Below are 19,487 nucleotides of genomic sequence, written 5' to 3' on the forward strand. Positions count from 1 at the left end.
TACTCATTCGACATCATATAAGTTGGCGCTTTTGCTTGTTCGCCTCCGCCTGGGCATTGCCACGTAGAATGGGCGCCTCGAGCGAATGAGGACGGCGGACGGTGAATCTGCAACAGGGCTTTGTCCTGACCCGACACTGGCGCGACACGGCGGCCGGCACCGAGGTGGAGTTCTGGCTGGCGACCGATGCCGGGCCGCGTCGGCTCCGCGTGCCGTATCAACCGTCGGTTGCGTTTATTCCGGCGGCGCAACAGCGCAAGGTCGAGCTGTTGCTCCAGGGCGAGCGTGACGTTGAACTACGGCCACTGAGCCTGACCGACTTCCGCCATCGGCCGGTGCTGGGGCTGTACTGCAAGCAGCATCGCCAGTTGATGAACCTCGACAAGCGCTTGCGCGGGGCGGGGCTGGACGTATACGAAGGCGACATTCGCCCGCCGGAGCGCTATCTGATGGAGCGCTTCATCACGGCGCCGGTCAGCTTTGCCGGGCAGCCGGATGCGCAAGGCGTGCTCGTCGACGCGCAAATCAAGCCGGCACCGGACTATCGGCCGCAGCTCAAACTGGTCTCGCTGGACATCGAAACCACCATGCGCGGCGAGCTGTATTCCATCGCGTTAGAGGGCTGCGGCGAGCGTCAGGTGTACATGCTCGGCCCGGCCAACGGCGACGCCAGCGTGGTGGATTTCCAGCTGGCGTATTGCGACAGCCGCAAACAGTTGATCGAGCGACTGAACGAGTGGCTGGAGCGACACGACCCGGATGCGATCATCGGCTGGAACCTGATTCAGTTCGACCTGCGCGTGCTGCGTGAACAGGCCCAGCGTTATCAGGTGCCGCTGCGCCTGGGGCGTGGCGGTGAGGAGATGACCTGGCGCGAGCATGGCAGCCGCAGCAATCATTTCTTTGCTGCGGCGGCGGGCCGCTTGATCATCGATGGCATCGAGGCGCTGCGGTCGGCCACCTGGAGCTTCCCCTCGTTCAGCCTGGAGAACGTCGCGCAGACGCTGCTCGGTGAAGGCAAGGCGATCGACACGCCGTATCAGCGCATGGACGAGATCAACCGCATGTTCGCCGAGGACAAGCCGGCCCTGGCGCGTTACAACCTCAAGGATTGCGAGCTGGTCACGCGGATCTTCGACAAGACCGAGCTGCTGACCTTTCTGCTCGAGCGCGCCACGGTCACTGGCCTGCCGGCCGATCGCATGGGCGGTTCGGTGGCGGCATTCGAGCACCTCTACATCCCGCTGATGCATCGCCAGGGCTTCGTCGCGCCCAACCTCGGCGAGCGGCCGCCGGAGGCCAGCCCCGGTGGCTTCGTGATGAATTCGCAGCCGGGCCTGTACGAGTCGGTGCTGGTGCTGGACTACAAGAGTCTCTACCCGTCGATCATCCGCACCTTCCTTATCGATCCGGTGGGGCTCATCGAGGGCATCCGCCATCCTGATGACAGCGACTCGGTGCCGGGTTTTCGTGGGGCCCGCTTCTCGCGCACACGGCACTGCCTGCCGGCCATCGTCGAGCGTGTCTGGGAAGGGCGCGAGGCGGCCAAGCGCGAGGGCAACAAGCCGCTGTCCCAGGCGCTGAAGATCATCATGAATGCCTTCTACGGTGTGCTCGGTTCCAGCGGCTGCCGTTTTTTCGATCCACGGCTGGCTTCGTCTATCACCCTGCGCGGCCACGAAATCATGCGCCGCACCCGCGAGCTGATCGAGGCAGAAGGCTACAGCGTGATCTACGGCGACACCGACTCGACCTTCGTCTGGCTCAGGCGCGCCCACAACGACGAAGATGCGGCGCGGATCGGCAAGCGTCTGGTTCAACTGATCAACCAGTGGTGGCGCGAGCATCTGCAGCGCGAGTTCGGCCTGCAGAGCGCGTTGGAGCTACAGTACGAAAGTCATTTCAAGCGTTTTCTGATGCCAACCATTCGCGGGGCGGAGGAGGGTAGCAAGAAGCGCTATGCGGGCCTGGTGACCCGCCCCGACGGCAGCGACGGGCTGGTGTTCAAGGGGCTGGAAACGGTGCGCACCGACTGGTCGCCGCTCGCCCAGCAGTTCCAGCAGGAGTTGTACCGGCGCATCTTCAACCGCGAACCCTATCAGGACTATGTGCGCGACTATGTCCGCCGCACCTTGGCCGGTGAGCTGGATGAGTTGCTGATCTTGCGCAAGCGGCTGCGGCGACGGCTGGATGACTACGAACGCAACGTCCCGCCTCATGTACGCGCCGCACGAATCGCCGACGACTACAACCTGCAGCAGGGTCGTCAGCGGCAGTACCAGAATGGCGGCTGGATCAGCTATCTGATGACCGTGGGCGGCCCGGAACCCCTGGAGGTGCGGCGCGCTGCGATCGACTACGACCACTACGTGACGCGTCAGCTGCAGCCGATCGCCGATGCCATCCTGCCGTTCGTGGGCGACAGCTTCAGTGGTCTGATCGACGAGCAGCTCGGCTTGTTCTGACGGATCGGGCGTCAGCGCTCGTCAGCATGCGGATGTTTGGAACCGCGGGCGGTGTACCGCTCGGCCAGGTGTTGCGCCGGCACGCCGCAGGCGAATTGCAGTGCCAGCAGGCGATTACGCAGCGAGCGCCGCCACCAGCCGTCGCGCTGCCAGCGCCGTGGGTCGACGTGCACGCCATCGTCCAGGCGAATGAACCGGCCCTGTCGGCGCAGCCCCCTGACCAATTCGACTTCCTCGAACAGCGGCCATGGGCTGTGCTGGCCGCCGCGCTGGTAGGCCTGCGCCGTGACGAACAACCCCTGGTCGCCGTAGGGCACGCCGAAACGGTTGCGCAACGCGATCAGGCGTTCGAGCAGGGCGGCCTGCCAACCCGGGTCGCCGGTGAAACGGAAGCGGAAATAACCGCCAACCGCACCCGTGGCGATTGCGGCCTGCATCCGCGGCAGCGGGTTGCCATGCAGATGAGCGTCGGCGTGCAGGAACCACAGTAAAGGATGCCGCGCATGCGTGGCGCCCAGGCGAAGCTGTGTACCGCGGCAGGACGCGGCCGGCAGCCAGGCGGCGCCATAACGCGTGCAAAGCAGTCGACACGGCTCGCGGCTGGCACCGTCCACCACGATGATTTCGCCGTCCACCTCTGCGTCCTGGAGTAGCGAGACGAGACGATCCAACAGCCGTTGCAGCGCCGCCTCGTCGCGCCAGCAAGGGATGATCACGCTGACGGCAAGACGCTCAGGCATCGTGGCCGATTCCGAGGCGTTCGAGCGTGGTGCGCAAGGCCTGACGCGCCGGTCGCGGGTCCTCGCGCAGCAGTGCGGGGAGAGACGACAGGTCTTCGGCGCGGTCGATGTCGAAGGAGGCGCCGGCGCTGGCGACGCTGTGTCCGGCCTGGCGACAGTGCGCTGCGAGGGCGCTGCCGAGCCGATCGGTACTCCAGGGCAGCGTCCGCAAGTCCGGCCAGGGGCGGTTGGATGCCATCAATACGACGCCGCCGTCGCGGGCGTTGAATAGCACCGTGTCGAAACGCTGCAATAGCTGGGCGACGTGCCGGTAATCAGCGGGCGACAGGGTCGGGCAGTCGCTGCCGATGAAGATCAATCGATGCTGGCCGTCGCGGCGCAATTCATGGTCGAGCTGGTTGATCCGCGCGCCAAGGTTGCCGTCGTGTTGCGCCCTGCACAGCGCCTCGCCGGCCAACGAATGTGCCCAAGGCAGGTTCTCTGGGTGATCCGGTGCGATTACCCGCTGGCCCGGCCACTGCCGCAGGTCTTCCAGCGCGCAGGCGAGCAGAGCCTGTGCGACCGCCAGCGCGGCCTCCTGCCCCAGCGTGGCGGCTAGCCGCTGCTTGGCGTAGCCTGGGGCGGGCCGCTTGCAGAGCAGCACCAGGCAGGGCATCGCAGTATCCATGGCCGAGGGGTTCTCCTGTCACCGCTTGAATCTGGGCGGCTTGGCTACGCTTCGTGGACGGCTGTCTGGAACGCGCATTCACGCGGACTGTAATCCTTTAATACCTGGGGCGTCGAATGACTGGTCCGGGGAGAACGATCGCCATGCATGACACCTTGCCGTTGCTCGATGCGCTGAGTTTCCCACCGATCCGTCGTGGCCGGCTGGAGGCGCTGCAGATCAATCTGACCTACCGCTGCAATCAGCGTTGCCTGCATTGCCACGTCAATGCCGGACCGACGCGTGAGGAGGCGATGACTGACGAGAACCTGGACGTGCTGCATCAGGTGATCGATGCGCATCCGGTGCAGACGCTCGACCTGACTGGCGGCGCCCCGGAGCTGCACCCACGTTTCCGCGAGATCGTTCGGCATGCTCGCCGCGAAGGCCTGCGCGTGATCGATCGCTGCAACCTGACGATTCTGAGCGAGCCGGGGCAGGAAGACCTGGCCGAGTTCCTGGCCGAGCAGCGGGTGGAGGTGACCGCGTCGCTGCCGTGCTATTCGCGGGAAAACGTCGATCGGCAGCGCGGTGATGGCGTCTTCGAGGCGAGCATCGCCGGGCTGCGCCAGCTCAACGCGCTGGGCTACGGAGACGAGAGGGGTGGGCTGACGCTGAATCTGGTGTACAACCCGCAGGGACCGTCACTGCCACCGCCACAGGCGCAACTGGAGGCGGACTACAAGGAGCATCTGGCCGAGGATTTCGGCATTCGTTTCAATCACCTGCTGACCATCACCAACCAGCCCATCGCCCGCTTCGGCAGTACGCTGGTGAGCAAGGGCCAATTTGGCGACTACCTGCAGCTGCTGCGCGACAGTTATAGGCCCGCGAATCTCGACGCGGTGATGTGCCGCCATCTGGTGAGCGTCGATTGGCAGGGCTATCTGTATGACTGCGACTTCAACCAGATGCTCGACCTGCCAATGACAGGGCCCGGGCTCGTTCACCGAGACCGCGCGCACCTGCGGGATCTGCTCGCCGTGTCGAATCTGGACGGCAACCCCATCGTCACCCGCGACCACTGTTACGCCTGTACAGCAGGGCAGGGATCGAGTTGCGGCGGCGCGTTAAACGATTGACCACCGTTGCAAAGAACGCCTGCATTGGTCCGAGCGTTATACGAGCGAAGCTTTGCAAATATCCGGATATTGCCGTCGTGCCGCGTTACACCCTGTGTGAACAGTCGTTATACATATACGTAGTTATTTGTTGAAATAATACGTATGTGTAGTAGTCTGTGTTCAGTGGCAATAACCAGGCGGAATCCAAGATGAAAGTCGAACAAACGGACAGCAAACCGGATATTGCTTCGCCCGAGGCGGGGCGAGTGGCGCTGACGTTTTTCTTCAACCTCATGCGCCTCTGGAATTGCAGCGCCGAACAACAGCGGGTGCTACTGGGGTCGGTGGGTAACACCACTTACTTCAAGTACAAGAAGCTTCCGGAGGTCCGTCTGCCGCGCGACACCTTGGAACGGATTTCCTATTTGATGGGCATTCACAAGGCCCTGCGCATCATCTTCAGCAACCAGACCGAGCGCGCATACGAATGGGTGCACAAACCCAACGATGCCGCGCCGTTCAACGGCGTAAGTGCGCTGGACTACATGCTCGGTGGGCAGGTGGTCGATCTGGCCGATGTGCGACGCTATCTCGATTGGGTGCGGGGCTGATGCAGGCGATCCTACCGGCCTGGCGACGGGCGTACCGTATCGTCAACAGCTCGTTTCCACCGCTGGCCGTGTTCGAAGACACGCTCAGCCCGGATGACCTGGAAATCGCTTTCGCGCTTGAAGCCATGACCAATGATCGCCTGCGTGAAGAGGCCGGGTCGCTCCAGCGCGTCGCGCCCGGCGACCGCGTCAGCGGACCGGGCTCGACAGCGGTGATGGCCGCCTTCACTCATATCGGCAATCCCAGCCGCTTCAGCGACGGCAGCTACGGCGTCTACTATTGCGCCAGCTCGATAGACGCCGCCATCGCCGAAACCAAGTTCCATCAGGAACGTTTCCTGGCGGCGACTCGCGAGACCAACGTGGAAATCACCGTGCGTGCCTACGTCAACAAGATCGTCAAACCCTTGATCGACGTGCGCGACCTGCCCGAGTTGCATCAGCCCGATCCGGCGGCCTATGGCAACAGCCAGGCATTTGCCCGAGAGCAGCGCGATGGCAAGACCTGGGGCTTGTTGTACAAGAGCGTTCGCCTGGAAGGGCATGAGTGCGCTGCGGCGTTTCGCCCGCGTGCCGTCTCGTTGCCGGTGCAGGGGCCACATTTCCGCTATGTCTGGGACGCCCGTACAAAGACCATTACCCATGTCATGGAACTCACCGAGGTCAAGGTCTGAGGCCGGTCGCTGGACGATTCTTGAGCGTGGTCAAGTCTGTAATCGGCTGCACTGGTTAGCCTGAGGGCACATTCTCCAGCGAAGACCGAGGCCTGCGATGGCCAAGAAGTTTCCACTCAACCCGCCGCATCCCGAGCGCATCTGCTGGGGTTGCGACCGCTATTGCCCAGCCGATTCTCTGGCCTGCGGCAACGGCGCCGGCAGAACCCAGCATCCGGCTGAAATGATGGGTGACGACTGGTATGAATACGGCGACTGGGGCGACCTGATCGCCACCGACAAGGCGGTCAAGGCTAAAAGCTAGCGCCGCTGCTGCGCCTCAATCGGCAGACGTCTTGGCCGATTGGTCGAGCATTTGCCGTACTTTGCCGAGCAGGTCGCCGATCTGGAACGGCTTGACCACCATGTCCATGCCGGCCGCGAGAAAGCGATCACGCCGCACCGCGTTTTCGGCATAACCGGTCATGAACAGCACCGGTAGCGCAGGGCGGTGGGTTCGCGCTGTGTCAGCCAGGTCCCGTCCGGAGACCTGAGGAAGCCCCACGTCCGTCAGCAGCAGGTCGATGCTCGAATCATCCTGCAGTACCGACAAGGCGGTGGCGACATCGCCCGCCTCGCTGCATCGGTAGCCGGCCTCGCTCAGCATTTCGGCCACCAGCATGCGTACCGCCGGCATGTCCTCGACGATCAGTACATGCTCGCCATTACCCTGCGGCATTTCGTTGATCGAGGCGGTGGTGCTGTGGTCGGCCAAGGCCGCCGGCAGCACCAGCGACACTTCGGTGCCTTCGCCGAAGACGCTGCTTAGCCTGGCTTCGCCACCGGATTGGCGGGCGAAGCCGTAGATCGATGACAACCCCAGCCCCGTGCCCTGGCCGAGTGGTTTGGTGGTGAAGAAGGGATCGAAGACCTTGCCGAGCACATCCGGTGCGATACCGGTACCGTCATCCTTCACCGTCAGCACGACATAGTCTCCGTCGGCCAGGTCCGCATCGCCTTCAGACCGCAAGGCCGCGGTGCGGATGGTGATGTTGCCGCCACGGGGCAGGGCATCGCGCGCATTGATGACCAGGTTCAAAATGGCGCTTTCGAGCTGGTTGGCATCGACCTGTGCCACCGCGCCCTGTTCGGACAGTTCCAGATGCAAGGATATGTGCTCGCCGATGGTTCGCTGCAACAACTCCTCAAGCGAGCGGACCTGCTCGTTGAGGTCGGCTGGGCGGGCATCCAGGGGTTGCTGGCGAGCGAAGGCCAACAAACGGTTAGTCATCGACGCGGCACTGCGAGCCGAGTTCAGCGCTGTATCGGCAAAACGCAGAACGGCATCGGTGCGGCCTTCCTGCATGCGCTTCTTCAGCAGTTCGATGCCGGTGATGATGCCGGTCAGCAGGTTGTTGAAATCGTGCGCAATGCCCCCGGTCAGCTTGCCGAGGGCGTCCATCTTCTGCGCCTGCATCAGCTGCCCTTCGGTGCGGACGCGCTCGGCGACTTCGCGGGCAAGCTCGTTATTGACGTTATCGAGCTGCTGGCGTTGCGTGCGCTCGCGTTGGCGCTGCTCGGTAACGTCTTCGATGACCACCAGACCGAGTTCCGCCGCCCGGTAAGGCGATACCTGCCACTTGGTTTCGCGCCGCTCGCCCGCCACCTGCATGATCAGGGTGTCATGCCAGCGAGCACCGCTCGCCAGGCTTTCCCGCAGGCTTCGCAACTTGGCGTCCTGCCCGCCGGCAAGGCTCGCCGTCAGCGCGGAGGCTTCGGTTTGATCGCCCAGCAACAACGACAGCGCACGGTTGCTTTCGTGAATCTGCAGCTGCGGGTCGATAACGGCGATGGGCGCCGCAACCTGGGAAAAGATGTCACGGAAACGCGCCTCGCTTTCCCGCAACGCATGCTCTGTGTCGCGCACACGCAATAGCGTACGCAAGGTCGCCAGGAGCACGTCCGGATCGACCGGGTGGATGAGATAGGCGTCTGCGCCCGCGTCCAGCCCCGTGATGATGTCGCCAGTCTGGATCGAGGCTGCCGAAACATGGATCACCGGCAGCAGGCGAGTGCGGTCATCCGTTCTGAGCTGGCGCACGATTTCGAAGCCGCTCATGTCCGGCAGGTTCACGTCGAGGATCAGCGCATCGAGCGTTTCAGTCGCGATCAGGCCGATTCCTTCGGTTCCTGTCCCGGCTTCAAGCACGGCATAGCCGTGGCGCTCCAGCACCCGACGTATTGCGTAGCGCGTCGCCGCATTGTCATCGACGACCAGCAGCCGGCTTTTATGCTCCATCGGCGGGCTCCGTCGAGATCGCTAGGGGAACCACAACGTAAAAGGTCGAGCCCACGCCTGGCTTGCTGTCCACGCCGACACGGCCACCCAGCAGCTCAGCGAACCGCTTGCACAGCGATAGCCCCAGCCCCGTGCCGCGCAGACGTTTCTGCAAGGGGGTATCGATCTGCACGAAGTCTTCGAACAGGTTGCCAAGCATGTCCTGCGGAATGCCAATGCCGGTGTCGGTCACGGCGAAGCGAACCTCGCCATCACCCTCGGGGCGGGCGGAAATACGGACTTCGCCGCTTTGAGTGAACTTCAGCGCATTGGAGATGAAGTTGCGCAGGATCTGCGCGAGCTTCTTGTCGTCCGTATAGAGCCGCGGCATGTCGTGCGGCTCTTCGAAAATCAGATCGACCGTGCCGGCATCGACGATCGGGCGAAACATCCCGCGCAGGGCCGCGAATAGATCCAGCATGTCGAACCAGGCGGGCGAGATGGTGATGCGGCCGGCTTCGATCTTGGCCAGGTCGAGCAGGTCGTCGACCATGTCGCTGAGCTCACCGGCGGCGCTGCTGATGAACAGGACCTGCTTGTGCTGTTCGGAGCTGAGCGGGCCGTCCATCTCATCGCTGAGCAGCCGCGTGATGCTGCGAATGGAGCCCAGCGGCGTGCGAAACTCGTGGCTCATGTAGGACAGGAAGCGGCTTTTCAGGTCCGACGCCTGTCTGAGCTGCTCGGCCTGAGTGTCGAGCTCGGCATAGAGCGCGAGGACACCCTGGTTGGTTTCCTCGAGTTCGGCACGCAGCAGGTCATTCTCGCTACGCAGCTGTTCGATGAGGTCGTTCGTATTCGAGTCAGTCAACGATTGCCTCCAGCGCAATCACCATAACGGTCACATCGTCGCGACCGCGACAGAAGTCGCGGTGCAGCAGCGCTGCAATAACGGCCGGGTGACGATACACCAGGCCGGGGTAGTCGCGCAGGTCCCAGCGCGATTGCAATCCATCGCTGTACATGACCAGCAACTGACCCGGGTCGACCGGGTAATCGAACGCGACGGCCTTGCGAAACTGCGAGCCCACGATGCCCGGGTGAGACGCCAGGCCGCGGCTTTTTTCAGCGGTCAGCAGGCAGGCTCCGATGTTGCCGATGCCGGCGAAACGTACCTTACCCGCGTCATACAGGGCGATGGCTGCCGCACCGCCTCGTGAACCGCTCATGGCGCGGTGCATGTCGAGCATGCTGAGCGCCGGGTCGACAAACGCGTCCGAGGCGAACGCGGCAGCCCCGGCCAGGCCAGCCTCTTCGGCATCTTCACCATGTCCGATGCCATCGATGACCAAGGCGCTCAACCGTGCGCCATCCACGGCCAGGTGCCAGACGTCGCCGCAAGCCGGGTCGTTCTTCAGGGAGTGCTGGCTGACCCCGAAGCGAAGTGGCAAGGCCGAAACGTGGCGGGGGTAAAGCTGCGCCAGAACCACTGAGCCGCGGTTGTCGGAGTGGATATCGAACAGTTGAGCCTGGCGCTTCAACGCACCGAGGCCGGTGCCCTGAGTGCCGCCGGTGGAAAAACCATCGGCCAGGCATTCGTTGGGGTTGAAGCCCGGGCCTCGGTCGATGGCGATCAGTTCGATCCCGTGACCGCTCTGGGCCGGAATCCGGCGCAGGTGCAAAGCGCCATGGTGCGCATGTTTAAGCAGGTTGGTTGCCAGCTCCGTAGCCACCAGGGCGACGCGCCCGGCATCGGTCTGATCGAATGCAAGCTCGACGGCCAACGACTGCGCGAAGCGTCGGGCATGGCCTACCTGGCTTTCGTCTTCGATGGGCAGGACGGTGGTCATCGCCCCCTGGATGTTCATGACCATTTGGTAATGCTGATGCGAGTACCGACGCCCGGCGTACTGTCGAGTTCGAACTCGTCCACCAGGCGTTTGGCGCCTGTCAGCCCAAGGCCAAGGCCACCGCCGGAGGTCCAGCCATCGGTCAACGCCAGCTTGATATCGGCGATGCCGGGGCCCTCGTCACGGAACATCAGACGGATCCCCGTGCGCGGGCCTTCGTCCAGAATCTCCCAGTCCATATCGCCGCCACCGCCGTAGACGACGGTGTTGCGAGCCAGCTCGCTGACGGCGGTGACCAGCTTGGTCTGGTCGATCAGGCGCATGCCGCAGTCCTGCGCCAGCTTGCGAACCGCTTGGCGGGCCATGACCACGTCCTGCTCGATCCGCACCGGTGTGCTGCCGCTGCTGCGCACGGTCATTTAGCGGCCATCCGTTTATGCAGCAACTGCATGCCTTTCTCGACATCGAGCGCCGTGCTGACGCCCTGTAGCGTCAGGCCCAGCTCGACCAGCGTGATGGCCACCGCCGGTTGCATGCCGACCACGACGGTTTCGGCATCCATGATGCTGGAGAGCCCCGAGATCGAGCTGATCATGCGGCCGATGAACGAGTCGACCATGTCCAGCGCGGAGATATCGATCAGCACGGCCTTGGCGGACGTTGCGCTGATGCGCTCGGCCAGGTCGTCCTGCAGCGTCATGGCCAGTTGGTCGTGCATATCGACCTGAATGGTAACGAGCAGAAACTCGCCCATTCGCAGTATTGGGATGCGCTCCATTACACCGCCTTGCTGACAGTCAGCCCGGAACGGCGCAGCGCTAATGCCAGCGCATCGGCCAGCGAAGCCTTGGTCACAATGCCCTGCAGGTCGAGCCCCAGGTGCACGATGGTCTGGGCAATCTGTGGACGTACGCCGCTGATGATGCAGTCGGCGCCCATCAGACGGATTGCCGTGACGGTTTTCAGCAGATGCTGCGCTACCAGGGTGTCCACGGTAGGTACGCCGGTGATGTCGATGATGGCGATTTCCGAGCCGGTGTCGACGATGCGTTGCAGCAGCGACTCCATCACGACCTGGGTGCGCTGCGAGTCGAGGGTGCCGATCATCGGCAGGGCGAGAACGCCGTCCCAGAGCTTGACGACTGGCGTGGATAGCTCGAGCAGCTCTTCCTGCTGACGCTTGATGACCGCCTCGCGGGACTTCTGGAAGGTACGCACCGTGTGCAGGCCCAGTTGATCGATCAGCTCGGACAGCGCCCACAGCTGCTCGGCCAGTATCGCCGGCTCATCGGCGTATTCGGCCTGCAACAGCGGCATCAACGGGCGCTTGAACGAGAAGATGAATCCAGCGGTTTGCTGCGAATCGAAGCCCAGCAATACGCGGCTGTGCGACAGCTGCTCGAGGAAGTGACGCATTTCTTCCCAGCTTGCTGCACGCAGATCGGTCGTCTCGGCCTTGCCAGCGCCTTCGATCAGCAACCGAATGAAATCGGCGGTCTGCTGGCGAAACTCTTCGGCCTTGACGTTGCGGTACATCCCGCTGGCTTCGAGTTCACGGGTCCAGCTGTCGAGCAGTTCGTGCTCTTTCTTGGCAATCACGTTGAAGGTGCGTTGTTGCAATGAGGCCATTGGCGCGGGTCCTTATGGGAGATGCAGCGTCGAGTTTTGATCCGTATTGCTGACAGGCGTTCCAGTAGAGCAGAACTACTTCTTCGGGCGCGCAGCCAGACAGCATGGATTGAGCAAGCGGAACGAGTGGAACGAGTCGAGGGCCATGACAGCCGCGCTCGGCTGAAAGGTGACGGCGGAGTGGAAAGTCTGGCATGCCTGATTGGGTGCGCATGCCCTGGGCCCGCCGGTGGCGAAGTGCGCGCATTTCGCCTCAAGTCGCACGCTTGGTCAAGTTTCGGGCGTCAACTTGCTGACCGTCCGGCAGATATCTGCTGCCTTGACTTCAAGGTTCGCCAACCGGGCCGACAACGAGACAGAGCAGTTCTGGCCAGGCAGAGCTGCCGCCAAGGCTATTTGATAAGTGGCACTTCGCCTTTATCAATTCTTAGGTCAATATCCGCGCCCCTCAACCCAGGAAGCAGACCAATGCTGGTCGGAAGCTATAACAACATTCTTGTTTTCTTCTCGTTTGTTGTTGCCATGTTGGCCTCTTACACGGCGCTGGACATGGCCGGTCGGGTTGCGACTTCAACCGGTCGCGCGGCGAGATGGTGGCTGCTCGGCGGCGCGTTCTCGATGGGCCTGGGGATCTGGTCGATGCACTTCATCGGCATGCTCGCCTTCAGCCTGGCAATCCCGCTGGGGTATGACCCCGAGATTACCGCGGGCTCGTTGGTCATTTCCATCGGCGCTTCTGCGCTGGCGTTATGGCTGGTCTGCCAGCGCGAACTGCCCTGGGCGCGTCTGGTGCAGGGCGCGCTGCTGATCGGAGCCGGTATTTCGGCAATGCACTACAGCGGGATGGCCGCGCTGCGCATTCAGCCCGGTATCGTCTATGACCTTGCCTGGCTGGTCGCCTCGGTGGTGGTTGCCGTGATTGCTTCGGGCGCGGCGCTATGGCTGGCCTTCCGGCTGCGTGCCAACCTGCAGCATGTACGCGCCTGGCGCGGCGCTGCTGCGCTGGTGATGGGGCTGGCAATCGTCGGCATGCATTACACCGGCATGGCCGCGGCGGGCTTTCCAGAGGGCAGCTTCTGTGGCGCAGCCAACGGCGTGAATACCAACTGGCTGGCCTTGCTGGTCATCGTGCTGACCCTGGCCGTGCTGGCGATTACGCTGATCGTCTCGGTGCTCGATGCACGCCTGCAAGCGCGCACCTCGGTGCTGGCCAGCTCGTTGGAAAAAGCCAATTCCGAACTGATGCAGTTGGCGCTGCATGACAATCTGACCCGTTTGCCGAACCGTTTGTTGCTGGAAGATCGCCTGAGTCAGGCGCTGAAAGTGGCGCAGCGCGAGGGCAGCTGCTTTGCCGTGATGTTCATGGACCTCGATGGGTTCAAGGCGGTAAACGACGCCTACGGTCACCATCTCGGCGACCAGTTGCTGATCGGCGTGACCGAGCGGCTGCGTGCCTGCGTGCGCGCCCAGGACACGCTGGCACGCCTCGGTGGCGATGAATTCGTGCTGCTGGCCGCTATCTCGGGGCCAGACGATGCCGCCACCCTCGCTGAGAAACTGGTGCAGTGCATCAATGAACCCTTCGTGCTGTCGCGCTATACCCTAAGCGTCTCGCTGAGCATCGGTATCGCCGTGTATCCGGGCGACGGCGATGTGGAGCGGGATCTCCTGTTACATGCCGATGCCGCGATGTATCACACCAAGAACGCGGGCCGGAACGGTTACAGCTTCTTCGAAGCATCGATGAATGCGAATGCGGTGGAACACCTGCAGCTGCTTCACGATCTGCGGCTCGCCGAGGCCAACGGTGAGCTGCGCCTGTACTACCAACCCAAGTTCGAAGCGCCGGCCGGCCCGGTGCGCGGCTTCGAGGCCTTGCTGCGCTGGCAGCATCCTCGGCGCGGCATGCTGTCGCCCGACATGTTCTTGCCGATGGCGGAAAAAACCGGATTGATCGTGCCGATAGGCAAGTGGGTGCTGAACGAGGCCTGTCGACAGCTGCGTGAATGGCATGAGCAGGGGCTAAGCAGCTGGACGGTGGCGGTCAATCTGTCGGCGGTGCAGTTCGAACAACCGGATCTGCTCGAGGTGGTTATCGACGCCATCGAGCGCCACAACATCCCAGCCGAAATGCTGACCATCGAGGTCACCGAAACGGTGGCCATGCGCAACCCGGAAACGACCATCGAAACGCTGGAGAAACTGACGGCAATGGGCGTGAAGGCGTCCATCGATGACTTCGGTACCGGCTATTCGAGCTTGCTCTACCTCAAGCGGCTGCCGGCCAGCGAGCTGAAAATAGACCGCGCGTTCGTCAAGGAGATGAGCGTGGGCAATGAGGACTCCGTCATCGTGTCGGCGATCATCGCGCTGGCCAAGGCGTTGGGGCTGCAGGTCGTTGCCGAAGGCGTGGAAACCACCGAGCAGCAGCACTACCTGACCGGGCTTGGTTGCGAAACGCTGCAGGGTTTTCTGCTGGACCGGCCGATGACGCCCCTGCAGATCCGCGCACGGATTGCCCAGGCGCAACCGGGAGAGTCGGTGTTCACGACAACGCGGTCGGCTCAGATCGAGCCGGCCTGATCGGTCAAAAAGACGAACCTCAGAACCAGCGGTCGTTGCGTTTGCGGCCGCGCGTCATGGCGGGAATGATCAAACCGGCCAGTAATCCTGCGCCGGCAATACTGCCGCCGTACACCATGTAGCGCATCAGCACCTGATTGTTCTCGTCGCCCAGCCGTGCCTCGGCGTCGCGCAATTCCGACTCGGTGGCGGTCAATGCTTCATCCAGCGCCTTGCGGCGTGCTTCGAGTTCATCGATCAGCGCTTTGCGTGAATCGAGGGTTTCCTGCATGCCCTGGACGCGCGTCTTCCAGCTGTCGTCGATGGTTTTCAGTTCCTCACTGAGTTCGGCAACCTTTTGTTCCAGTTCCGGTACTCGCTCTGCCTGGCCAGGTACATCCTGCAGATCACTCGTGCGGATCCAGACGCGGTCGCCGTTCTCGCCGCGGACCTGGCTGTAGTCACCACTGGTGTCGAGCAACTCGACCTTCTGGCCGGAGGTGAGGCTGCCGACGATGCGATAACCATCGGTGGGGCCGCTGCGTACGTAGGTGCTCAAGGTGTCGCTGACCCAGCGATCGTTGCTGGCCTGTTGGGCGTGGGCTGGCGACAGGGCTGCCAGCAAGGCGCCGAACAGCCCGGCACGAAGGGTGCGGCGCTGGGCTATCGACAGGGAAATGGGGGAGGGACGTGAATTGAAGTGACGAGATAAGGGCATGGTGGTCTTCGCGCTGACTGAAATGAAGGCCCGGTGGATGGGCCAAAAAACCGAAAAAATGAACCGGCTGACGAAACCGCCAAGAGCCTGCCGAAAACGAGAAAAGGCAGGTTTTCCGGAGGTGCTGATCGAGCAGGAGGATGCATTCTCCCGCCGTTTGGCCTGTAGCCTGGCGTAATGCCGCAGCCAGGACTGACAATAAAAAACCGCGCAGGTTCACCAGATATTCATGTTTTCGTGCTGGCTGTCCCGTTGGGGTGGACAACGCACCTTCCAGATTTGGACCTGAGCCTCGGCCTGGCCGGACATAGAAAGGTGCTCTGTCGATGCGCGTCGCTACAAGACCTCGACCTGCTGCGCTCGGATCAGTACCTGCTCCTGGCGAAAGCGCTTCTCCAAGGAGGCCCGATAGTCCTGCCACCAGGCACGATCGAGCTCGGCCGTCATGACCTCGTAGATCAGCAGATCGTCGCGCACCGCGTGATTGGCGTCTTCTTGCCACAGCCCCTTGGCCGGCGCTCGGGTGTGCGCGGTCAAGCCGCCGAACCGTTCGAGCAGTTCTTCGCGAACCTGGGCAAACAACGCATTCGGCAAGGGCTCCCGGTCGTTGTCGTATAACGGCAGGAGAAGGTGGATCAGGTGCATGGGCAGCTCCGCGCGCAGTAGGGCTCTCCCTGCTTCGACCTCGGCCTGCGCCGCTCGGCGGTGTGCTGCGGATAAACGGACGCAGGGCGCTATTGGCCGAGCCGCGCGGGCCGGCTGATGGGCGGGGACGAATTTGCCGGCGTCAGCAGACTCCAAGTCAGACAAGAACCCTGCTGGAGGTAGTCCTAAATGGAAACGTCGAATCCATCGGTAAGTGCGCTGCAGAAGGCTCAGGACATCACGTCACGCTGGGCCGACGGCGAGCTGGGTGCCGAAGACGCGCAGCACGGGCTCAAGGCCGTGTTCGACGGGTGGCAACCCGGTGAGGCGCGCTCGGAAACCGAGCAGATCGCCGAGACCTCGCTGGCTGCGGCACGGATCGCCTTTCAGGACTGGCAGCAGCGCGGCGAAAACTGTGAGGAGCTGGTGACTCAGCTGCGCTGGATCCTCGACCCGTCGAAAGATGGCATTGCTGACCCGGCGCTCAACGTGTACGCACCACAACGCCCTGAATAAGCCGTACCGCATCAGCGCATCAACAGCATGACGAGCGTGATCGCCAGGCCCAATGACACAGCCTTCCAGAACAACACCGGATTGCGCTCCATCAGTGGCGGTCGCGCCTTGTTGAGAAAGGCCTGGTTGGGCTGACGCAATTCGAACACGAATTCCGAGAGGTCTTCATAGCGCTTGTACGGATCGGGGTGCAGCGCCTTGCGCAACACGTCGTCGATCCACGCCGGGACGGGTACTTCTCGGTCATGTTCGCGAATCGGGCGGTAGCTGAGTCTGTTCTGGGCGGCGCGGTTACGGCACTGCGCGACCTGCAGGCCATAGGGCAGTTTGCCGGTCAGCATCTGATAGGTGATGACGGCCAGCGAGAACAGGTCCGAGCGAGGCGTGCCGCTTTCGCCGAGGAAATATTCCGGGGCGGTGTACTGCGCGGTGCCCAGCAGTTCACTGCGCTCGATCGGCGAGGCGACCTCCAGGATGCCGGCAACGCGCGTCGAACCGAAATCGATGATCTTCACCGTGCCGGTCGCATCGATCATGACGTTCTCGGGACGTAGATCCTGATGCAGCATTTCCAGCCGGTGAAAGGCGCGCAAGCCCTTGGCGATCTGCTCGACGATGCCGCGTACCGTCTCCAGATCTGGCCAAGGGTGGTCGATCATCCACTGCGTCAATGTCTGGCCGTCGATGAATTCGCTGACGCTGTAGAGAAAGTTGCGCTTGCGTGTCTGCCGGCACGGCTGGGCCACATGCGCGCTGTTGATTCGCCGCGCGACCCACTCTTCGGTGAGAAAGCGTTCGAGATAGGCCACGTCCCGCTGCAGGTCCATCGACGGCGTCTTGATGATCACCGGCGTGTCGTCGTCATTGTCGGTTGCCAGATAGACGTGGCTGCGGCTGCTGGCATGCACTTCGCGAACGATGGTGTAGCCATCGAACCGCGCCCGTGCCTCGAGAGCGGGCGGGAAGGGCAACTCGGTGAGGTGCTGATAGAGCTCGTCCGGGGCATGCAGTGGCAACTGCTCGATGCGCAGAATCTGCACTGTGAGGTTGTCGTCGCTGCCGCGTTGCAGCGCTTCGTTGACGATCGCTCGCGCGGCAGCGTCCAGATCAGCCGCATGCCGCGCGATGGCCTCGTTCATGAAGTGCGCGCTGGCGAACTCGTACACCCCATCGGTGGCCAGGACGAAGATATCGCCGACCTCCACCGGTTCGGCGCGGTAGTCGATTTCCAGCTGCGGATGGATACCCAGCGCCCGGCTCAGGTAGCTCTTCTCGTCGGACAGCCAGAGGCGATGGTCGTTGGTGAGCTGCTCCAGCGTCTTGCCCTGGACGCGATAGACCCGCGAGTCGCCGGCGTGGAAGAGGTGCGCAGTGGTCGATTTGATGACCAGCGCGCTGAAGGTGCAGACGTAGCCGCGGTCCCTGTCGTAACGATACGGGCTCTGTTGGCTTTGCGCATGCAGCCAGGAGTTGGTCGCCATCAACACCCGCTGCGCGGAGGTTTTCACCGACCAGGCGTCCGAGGTGCAGTAGTAGTCGGCGAAGAATCCAGCCACGGCCGATTCGCTGGCGATATGGCTGACGGCGCTGCTGCTGATGCCATCGGCTATCGCAAGGGCGATGCCCTTGCTGCTCAACTGCGGCTCTTTGGGGATATAGGCGCCGTGGAAATCCTGATTGCTTTCCTTGCGGCCCTTGTCGCTGTGTTGGCCCAGTGAAACCTGAAGTTGGCTGCTCATTCGTTGAGATCGACAGTTGGCGATGGTGGTTGTGTTGACGGCAGGCGCCTGGCCTCAGCGAAGGGAGGTGCGCTGGGTGTCATGCCTGACGCTACGGTGATCATCGTCGCCCCCTCACCCTAGCCCTCACCCCAGAGGGGCGAGGGGGCGGTCCGAGTTGGCTGGGATCGCGGTGGCTGGCTTGGTGCCGCATTGGGCAGGGAACCGGCGGTCGCAGGTTTTTCACGCCAGGAATGAAAGGGCTCGATTCGAGTTGACTGGTGCGGTGGCCGCAGGCTTGTCTCCCTCTCCCCTTTGGGGAGAGGGCTGGGGTGAGGGGCGGCGGTGGGCAGGACGCATGACGCTTCGACACCACAGGGCCCCAGCCAGTACCAAGTCAGTCTCAGCGCGCCAGTGCACGCTTCGGTGCAGTCCGGACGTGGGTGGTATAGAGCGTCAGGCCAGTAAAGGCCAGGCCGCCAACGAGGTTGCCAAGCGCAGTGGGGATTTCGTTCCAGATCATGTAATCCATCACCGAAAAGCCGCCGCCCATGATCATCGCCGAGGGGAACAGGAACATGTTCACCACCGAATGCTCGAAGCCCATGAAGAAGAACAGCATGATCGGCATCCACATGGCGATGACCTTGCCGCTCACCGAGGTCGAGATCATCGCCCCGACCACGCCCATCGAGACCATCCAGTTGCACAGCATGCCGCGCACGAAGATGGTGAGCCAGCCGGCCAGACCGTACTCGGCATAGCCTAGGGTGCGTGACTCGCCGATATGGGCGATTTTCTCGCCGACCGGCCCTGGCGCCGTACTGAACCCATAGGTGAAGACGAAGGCCATCATGAAGGCCACCGTGAGCGCCCCGGCGAAGTTGCCGGCAAACACCAGCCCCCAGTTACGCAACACCCCGTTTACGGTGACGCCCGGACGCTTGTCCAGCAGCGCCAGCGGCGTCAGGACGAACACTCCGGTGAGCAGGTCGAAGCCCATCAGGTAGAGCATCACGAACCCCACCGGGAACAGCACCGCGCCGAGCAGCGGCGAGCCGGTCTGGGTCGCGATGGTCACCGCGAACACCGCGGCCAGGGCCAGAATCGCCCCGGCCATGAAGGCACGGATCAAGGTGTCGCGGGTGGACATGTAAATCTTCGATTCACCGGCGTCGACCATTTTGGTGACGAATTCCGAAGGGATGATGTAGGACATGGCGGTTACTCTGTGAGCGTTGTGAGAGCCCGACGGGGCGAGCTGGATTCGTTGCTGGCCCAGCGAATCGCTGGATAATGCGCGCTACTGACTGATAAAACTCGCGGCCAAGACCG

Annotated in this window: 20 protein-coding genes; 8 read left to right on the forward strand and 12 right to left on the reverse strand. The window is 62.9% G+C overall.

Annotation, left to right across the window (positions count from 1 at the left end):
- Window positions 1-101: 101 nt before the first annotated feature.
- A complete protein-coding gene (locus KVO92_RS01615; RefSeq protein ID WP_217473955.1) occupies window positions 102-2,465 on the forward strand; it encodes a DNA polymerase II in 2,364 nt (787 codons plus the stop codon).
- Between the two features lie 11 nt (window positions 2,466-2,476).
- Here the strand turns inward: KVO92_RS01615 and KVO92_RS01620 are convergent, their stop codons facing one another.
- Window positions 2,477-3,205 carry a glycosyltransferase gene (locus tag KVO92_RS01620; protein ID WP_217473956.1) on the reverse strand — a complete coding sequence of 243 codons (729 nt, stop codon included), beginning with the start codon at window positions 3,203-3,205 and terminating at the stop codon, window positions 2,477-2,479.
- Window positions 3,198-3,872 (reverse strand): TIGR04282 family arsenosugar biosynthesis glycosyltransferase, encoded by a 675-nt coding sequence (locus KVO92_RS01625; RefSeq protein WP_217473957.1) that lies wholly within the window; start codon window positions 3,870-3,872, stop codon window positions 3,198-3,200. Before KVO92_RS01625 ends, KVO92_RS01620 begins: the two co-directional genes overlap by 8 nt.
- Window positions 3,873-4,015: 143 nt before the next feature.
- Between KVO92_RS01625 and arsS the strand changes: the two genes are divergently transcribed.
- The 4 genes from arsS (at window position 4,016) to KVO92_RS01645 (ending at window position 6,564) form a co-directional block, all read left to right on the forward strand.
- Window positions 4,016-4,993 (forward strand): arsenosugar biosynthesis radical SAM (seleno)protein ArsS, encoded by a 978-nt coding sequence (gene arsS / locus KVO92_RS01630; RefSeq protein WP_217473958.1) that lies wholly within the window; start codon window positions 4,016-4,018, stop codon window positions 4,991-4,993.
- Between the two features lie 191 nt (window positions 4,994-5,184).
- The gene (locus KVO92_RS01635; RefSeq protein WP_217473959.1) at window positions 5,185-5,586 is read left to right on the forward strand and encodes an MbcA/ParS/Xre antitoxin family protein; all 402 of its coding nucleotides are present in this window, start codon (window positions 5,185-5,187) and stop codon (window positions 5,584-5,586) included.
- On the forward strand, window positions 5,586-6,260 hold the full coding sequence (locus KVO92_RS01640) for an RES family NAD+ phosphorylase (RefSeq protein WP_217473960.1): 675 nt from the start codon (window positions 5,586-5,588) through the stop codon (window positions 6,258-6,260). The genes KVO92_RS01635 and KVO92_RS01640 overlap by 1 nt, the downstream gene beginning before the upstream one ends.
- Window positions 6,261-6,357: 97 nt before the next feature.
- Complete coding sequence (locus KVO92_RS01645; RefSeq protein WP_217473961.1) at window positions 6,358-6,564, forward strand: DUF3079 domain-containing protein; 207 nt, start codon at window positions 6,358-6,360, stop codon at window positions 6,562-6,564.
- Between the two features lie 15 nt (window positions 6,565-6,579).
- Here the strand turns inward: KVO92_RS01645 and KVO92_RS01650 are convergent, their stop codons facing one another.
- From KVO92_RS01650 to KVO92_RS01675, 6 genes are read right to left on the reverse strand one after another with little or no spacing between them, the layout of a single operon-like run.
- On the reverse strand, window positions 6,580-8,538 hold the full coding sequence (locus KVO92_RS01650) for a response regulator (protein ID WP_217473962.1): 1,959 nt from the start codon (window positions 8,536-8,538) through the stop codon (window positions 6,580-6,582).
- Window positions 8,528-9,385 carry a sensor histidine kinase gene (locus KVO92_RS01655; RefSeq protein ID WP_217473963.1) on the reverse strand — a complete coding sequence of 286 codons (858 nt, stop codon included), beginning with the start codon at window positions 9,383-9,385 and terminating at the stop codon, window positions 8,528-8,530. The genes KVO92_RS01650 and KVO92_RS01655 overlap by 11 nt, the downstream gene beginning before the upstream one ends.
- Window positions 9,378-10,382, reverse strand: coding sequence for an ATP-binding protein (locus KVO92_RS01660; RefSeq protein WP_217475391.1), 1,005 nt, complete (start codon window positions 10,380-10,382; stop codon window positions 9,378-9,380). The genes KVO92_RS01655 and KVO92_RS01660 overlap by 8 nt, the downstream gene beginning before the upstream one ends.
- A complete protein-coding gene (locus KVO92_RS01665; protein WP_217473964.1) occupies window positions 10,379-10,783 on the reverse strand; it encodes an anti-sigma regulatory factor in 405 nt (134 codons plus the stop codon). Before KVO92_RS01665 ends, KVO92_RS01660 begins: the two co-directional genes overlap by 4 nt.
- Window positions 10,780-11,142 carry an STAS domain-containing protein gene (locus KVO92_RS01670; RefSeq protein ID WP_217473965.1) on the reverse strand — a complete coding sequence of 121 codons (363 nt, stop codon included), beginning with the start codon at window positions 11,140-11,142 and terminating at the stop codon, window positions 10,780-10,782. The genes KVO92_RS01665 and KVO92_RS01670 overlap by 4 nt, the downstream gene beginning before the upstream one ends.
- Window positions 11,142-11,993 (reverse strand): STAS domain-containing protein, encoded by an 852-nt coding sequence (locus tag KVO92_RS01675; protein WP_217473966.1) that lies wholly within the window; start codon window positions 11,991-11,993, stop codon window positions 11,142-11,144. Before KVO92_RS01675 ends, KVO92_RS01670 begins: the two co-directional genes overlap by 1 nt.
- Window positions 11,994-12,461: 468 nt before the next feature.
- On the opposite strand from KVO92_RS01675, the gene KVO92_RS01680 reads away from it, so the two are divergent.
- On the forward strand, window positions 12,462-14,576 hold the full coding sequence (locus KVO92_RS01680; RefSeq protein ID WP_217473967.1) for a putative bifunctional diguanylate cyclase/phosphodiesterase: 2,115 nt from the start codon (window positions 12,462-12,464) through the stop codon (window positions 14,574-14,576).
- A gap of 19 nt (window positions 14,577-14,595) precedes the next feature.
- On the opposite strand, the gene KVO92_RS01685 is transcribed toward KVO92_RS01680, so the two are convergent.
- Window positions 14,596-15,273 carry a TIGR04211 family SH3 domain-containing protein gene (locus KVO92_RS01685; protein ID WP_217473968.1) on the reverse strand — a complete coding sequence of 226 codons (678 nt, stop codon included), beginning with the start codon at window positions 15,271-15,273 and terminating at the stop codon, window positions 14,596-14,598.
- Here KVO92_RS01685 and KVO92_RS01690 point away from each other — a divergent pair.
- A complete protein-coding gene (locus tag KVO92_RS01690; RefSeq protein ID WP_217473969.1) occupies window positions 15,272-15,451 on the forward strand; it encodes a hypothetical protein in 180 nt (59 codons plus the stop codon). The genes KVO92_RS01685 and KVO92_RS01690 overlap by 2 nt on opposite strands.
- Window positions 15,452-15,609: 158 nt before the next feature.
- Here KVO92_RS01690 and KVO92_RS01695 read toward each other — a convergent pair whose 3' ends face one another.
- Entirely contained in the window at window positions 15,610-15,918 is a 309-nt protein-coding gene (locus tag KVO92_RS01695; RefSeq protein WP_217473970.1) for a hypothetical protein, read from the reverse strand.
- 189 nt (window positions 15,919-16,107) lie between these two features.
- Here KVO92_RS01695 and KVO92_RS01700 point away from each other — a divergent pair, with 189 nt between their 5' ends.
- Window positions 16,108-16,434: a hypothetical protein gene (locus tag KVO92_RS01700; RefSeq protein WP_217473971.1), complete on the forward strand. Its 327-nt coding sequence runs from the start codon at window positions 16,108-16,110 to the stop codon at window positions 16,432-16,434.
- An 11-nt stretch (window positions 16,435-16,445) separates the two neighbouring features.
- On the opposite strand, the gene KVO92_RS01705 is transcribed toward KVO92_RS01700, so the two are convergent.
- Both KVO92_RS01705 and KVO92_RS01710 read right to left on the reverse strand, forming a co-directional pair.
- On the reverse strand, window positions 16,446-18,173 hold the full coding sequence (locus tag KVO92_RS01705) for a bifunctional protein-serine/threonine kinase/phosphatase (RefSeq protein WP_217473972.1): 1,728 nt from the start codon (window positions 18,171-18,173) through the stop codon (window positions 16,446-16,448).
- Between the two features lie 382 nt (window positions 18,174-18,555).
- On the reverse strand, window positions 18,556-19,371 hold the full coding sequence (locus tag KVO92_RS01710) for a formate/nitrite transporter family protein (protein WP_217473973.1): 816 nt from the start codon (window positions 19,369-19,371) through the stop codon (window positions 18,556-18,558).
- Window positions 19,372-19,487 lie beyond the last annotated feature (116 nt).

This window comes from Stutzerimonas stutzeri, assembly GCF_019090095.1.
Lineage (GTDB): Bacteria > Pseudomonadota > Gammaproteobacteria > Pseudomonadales > Pseudomonadaceae > Stutzerimonas > Stutzerimonas stutzeri_AN.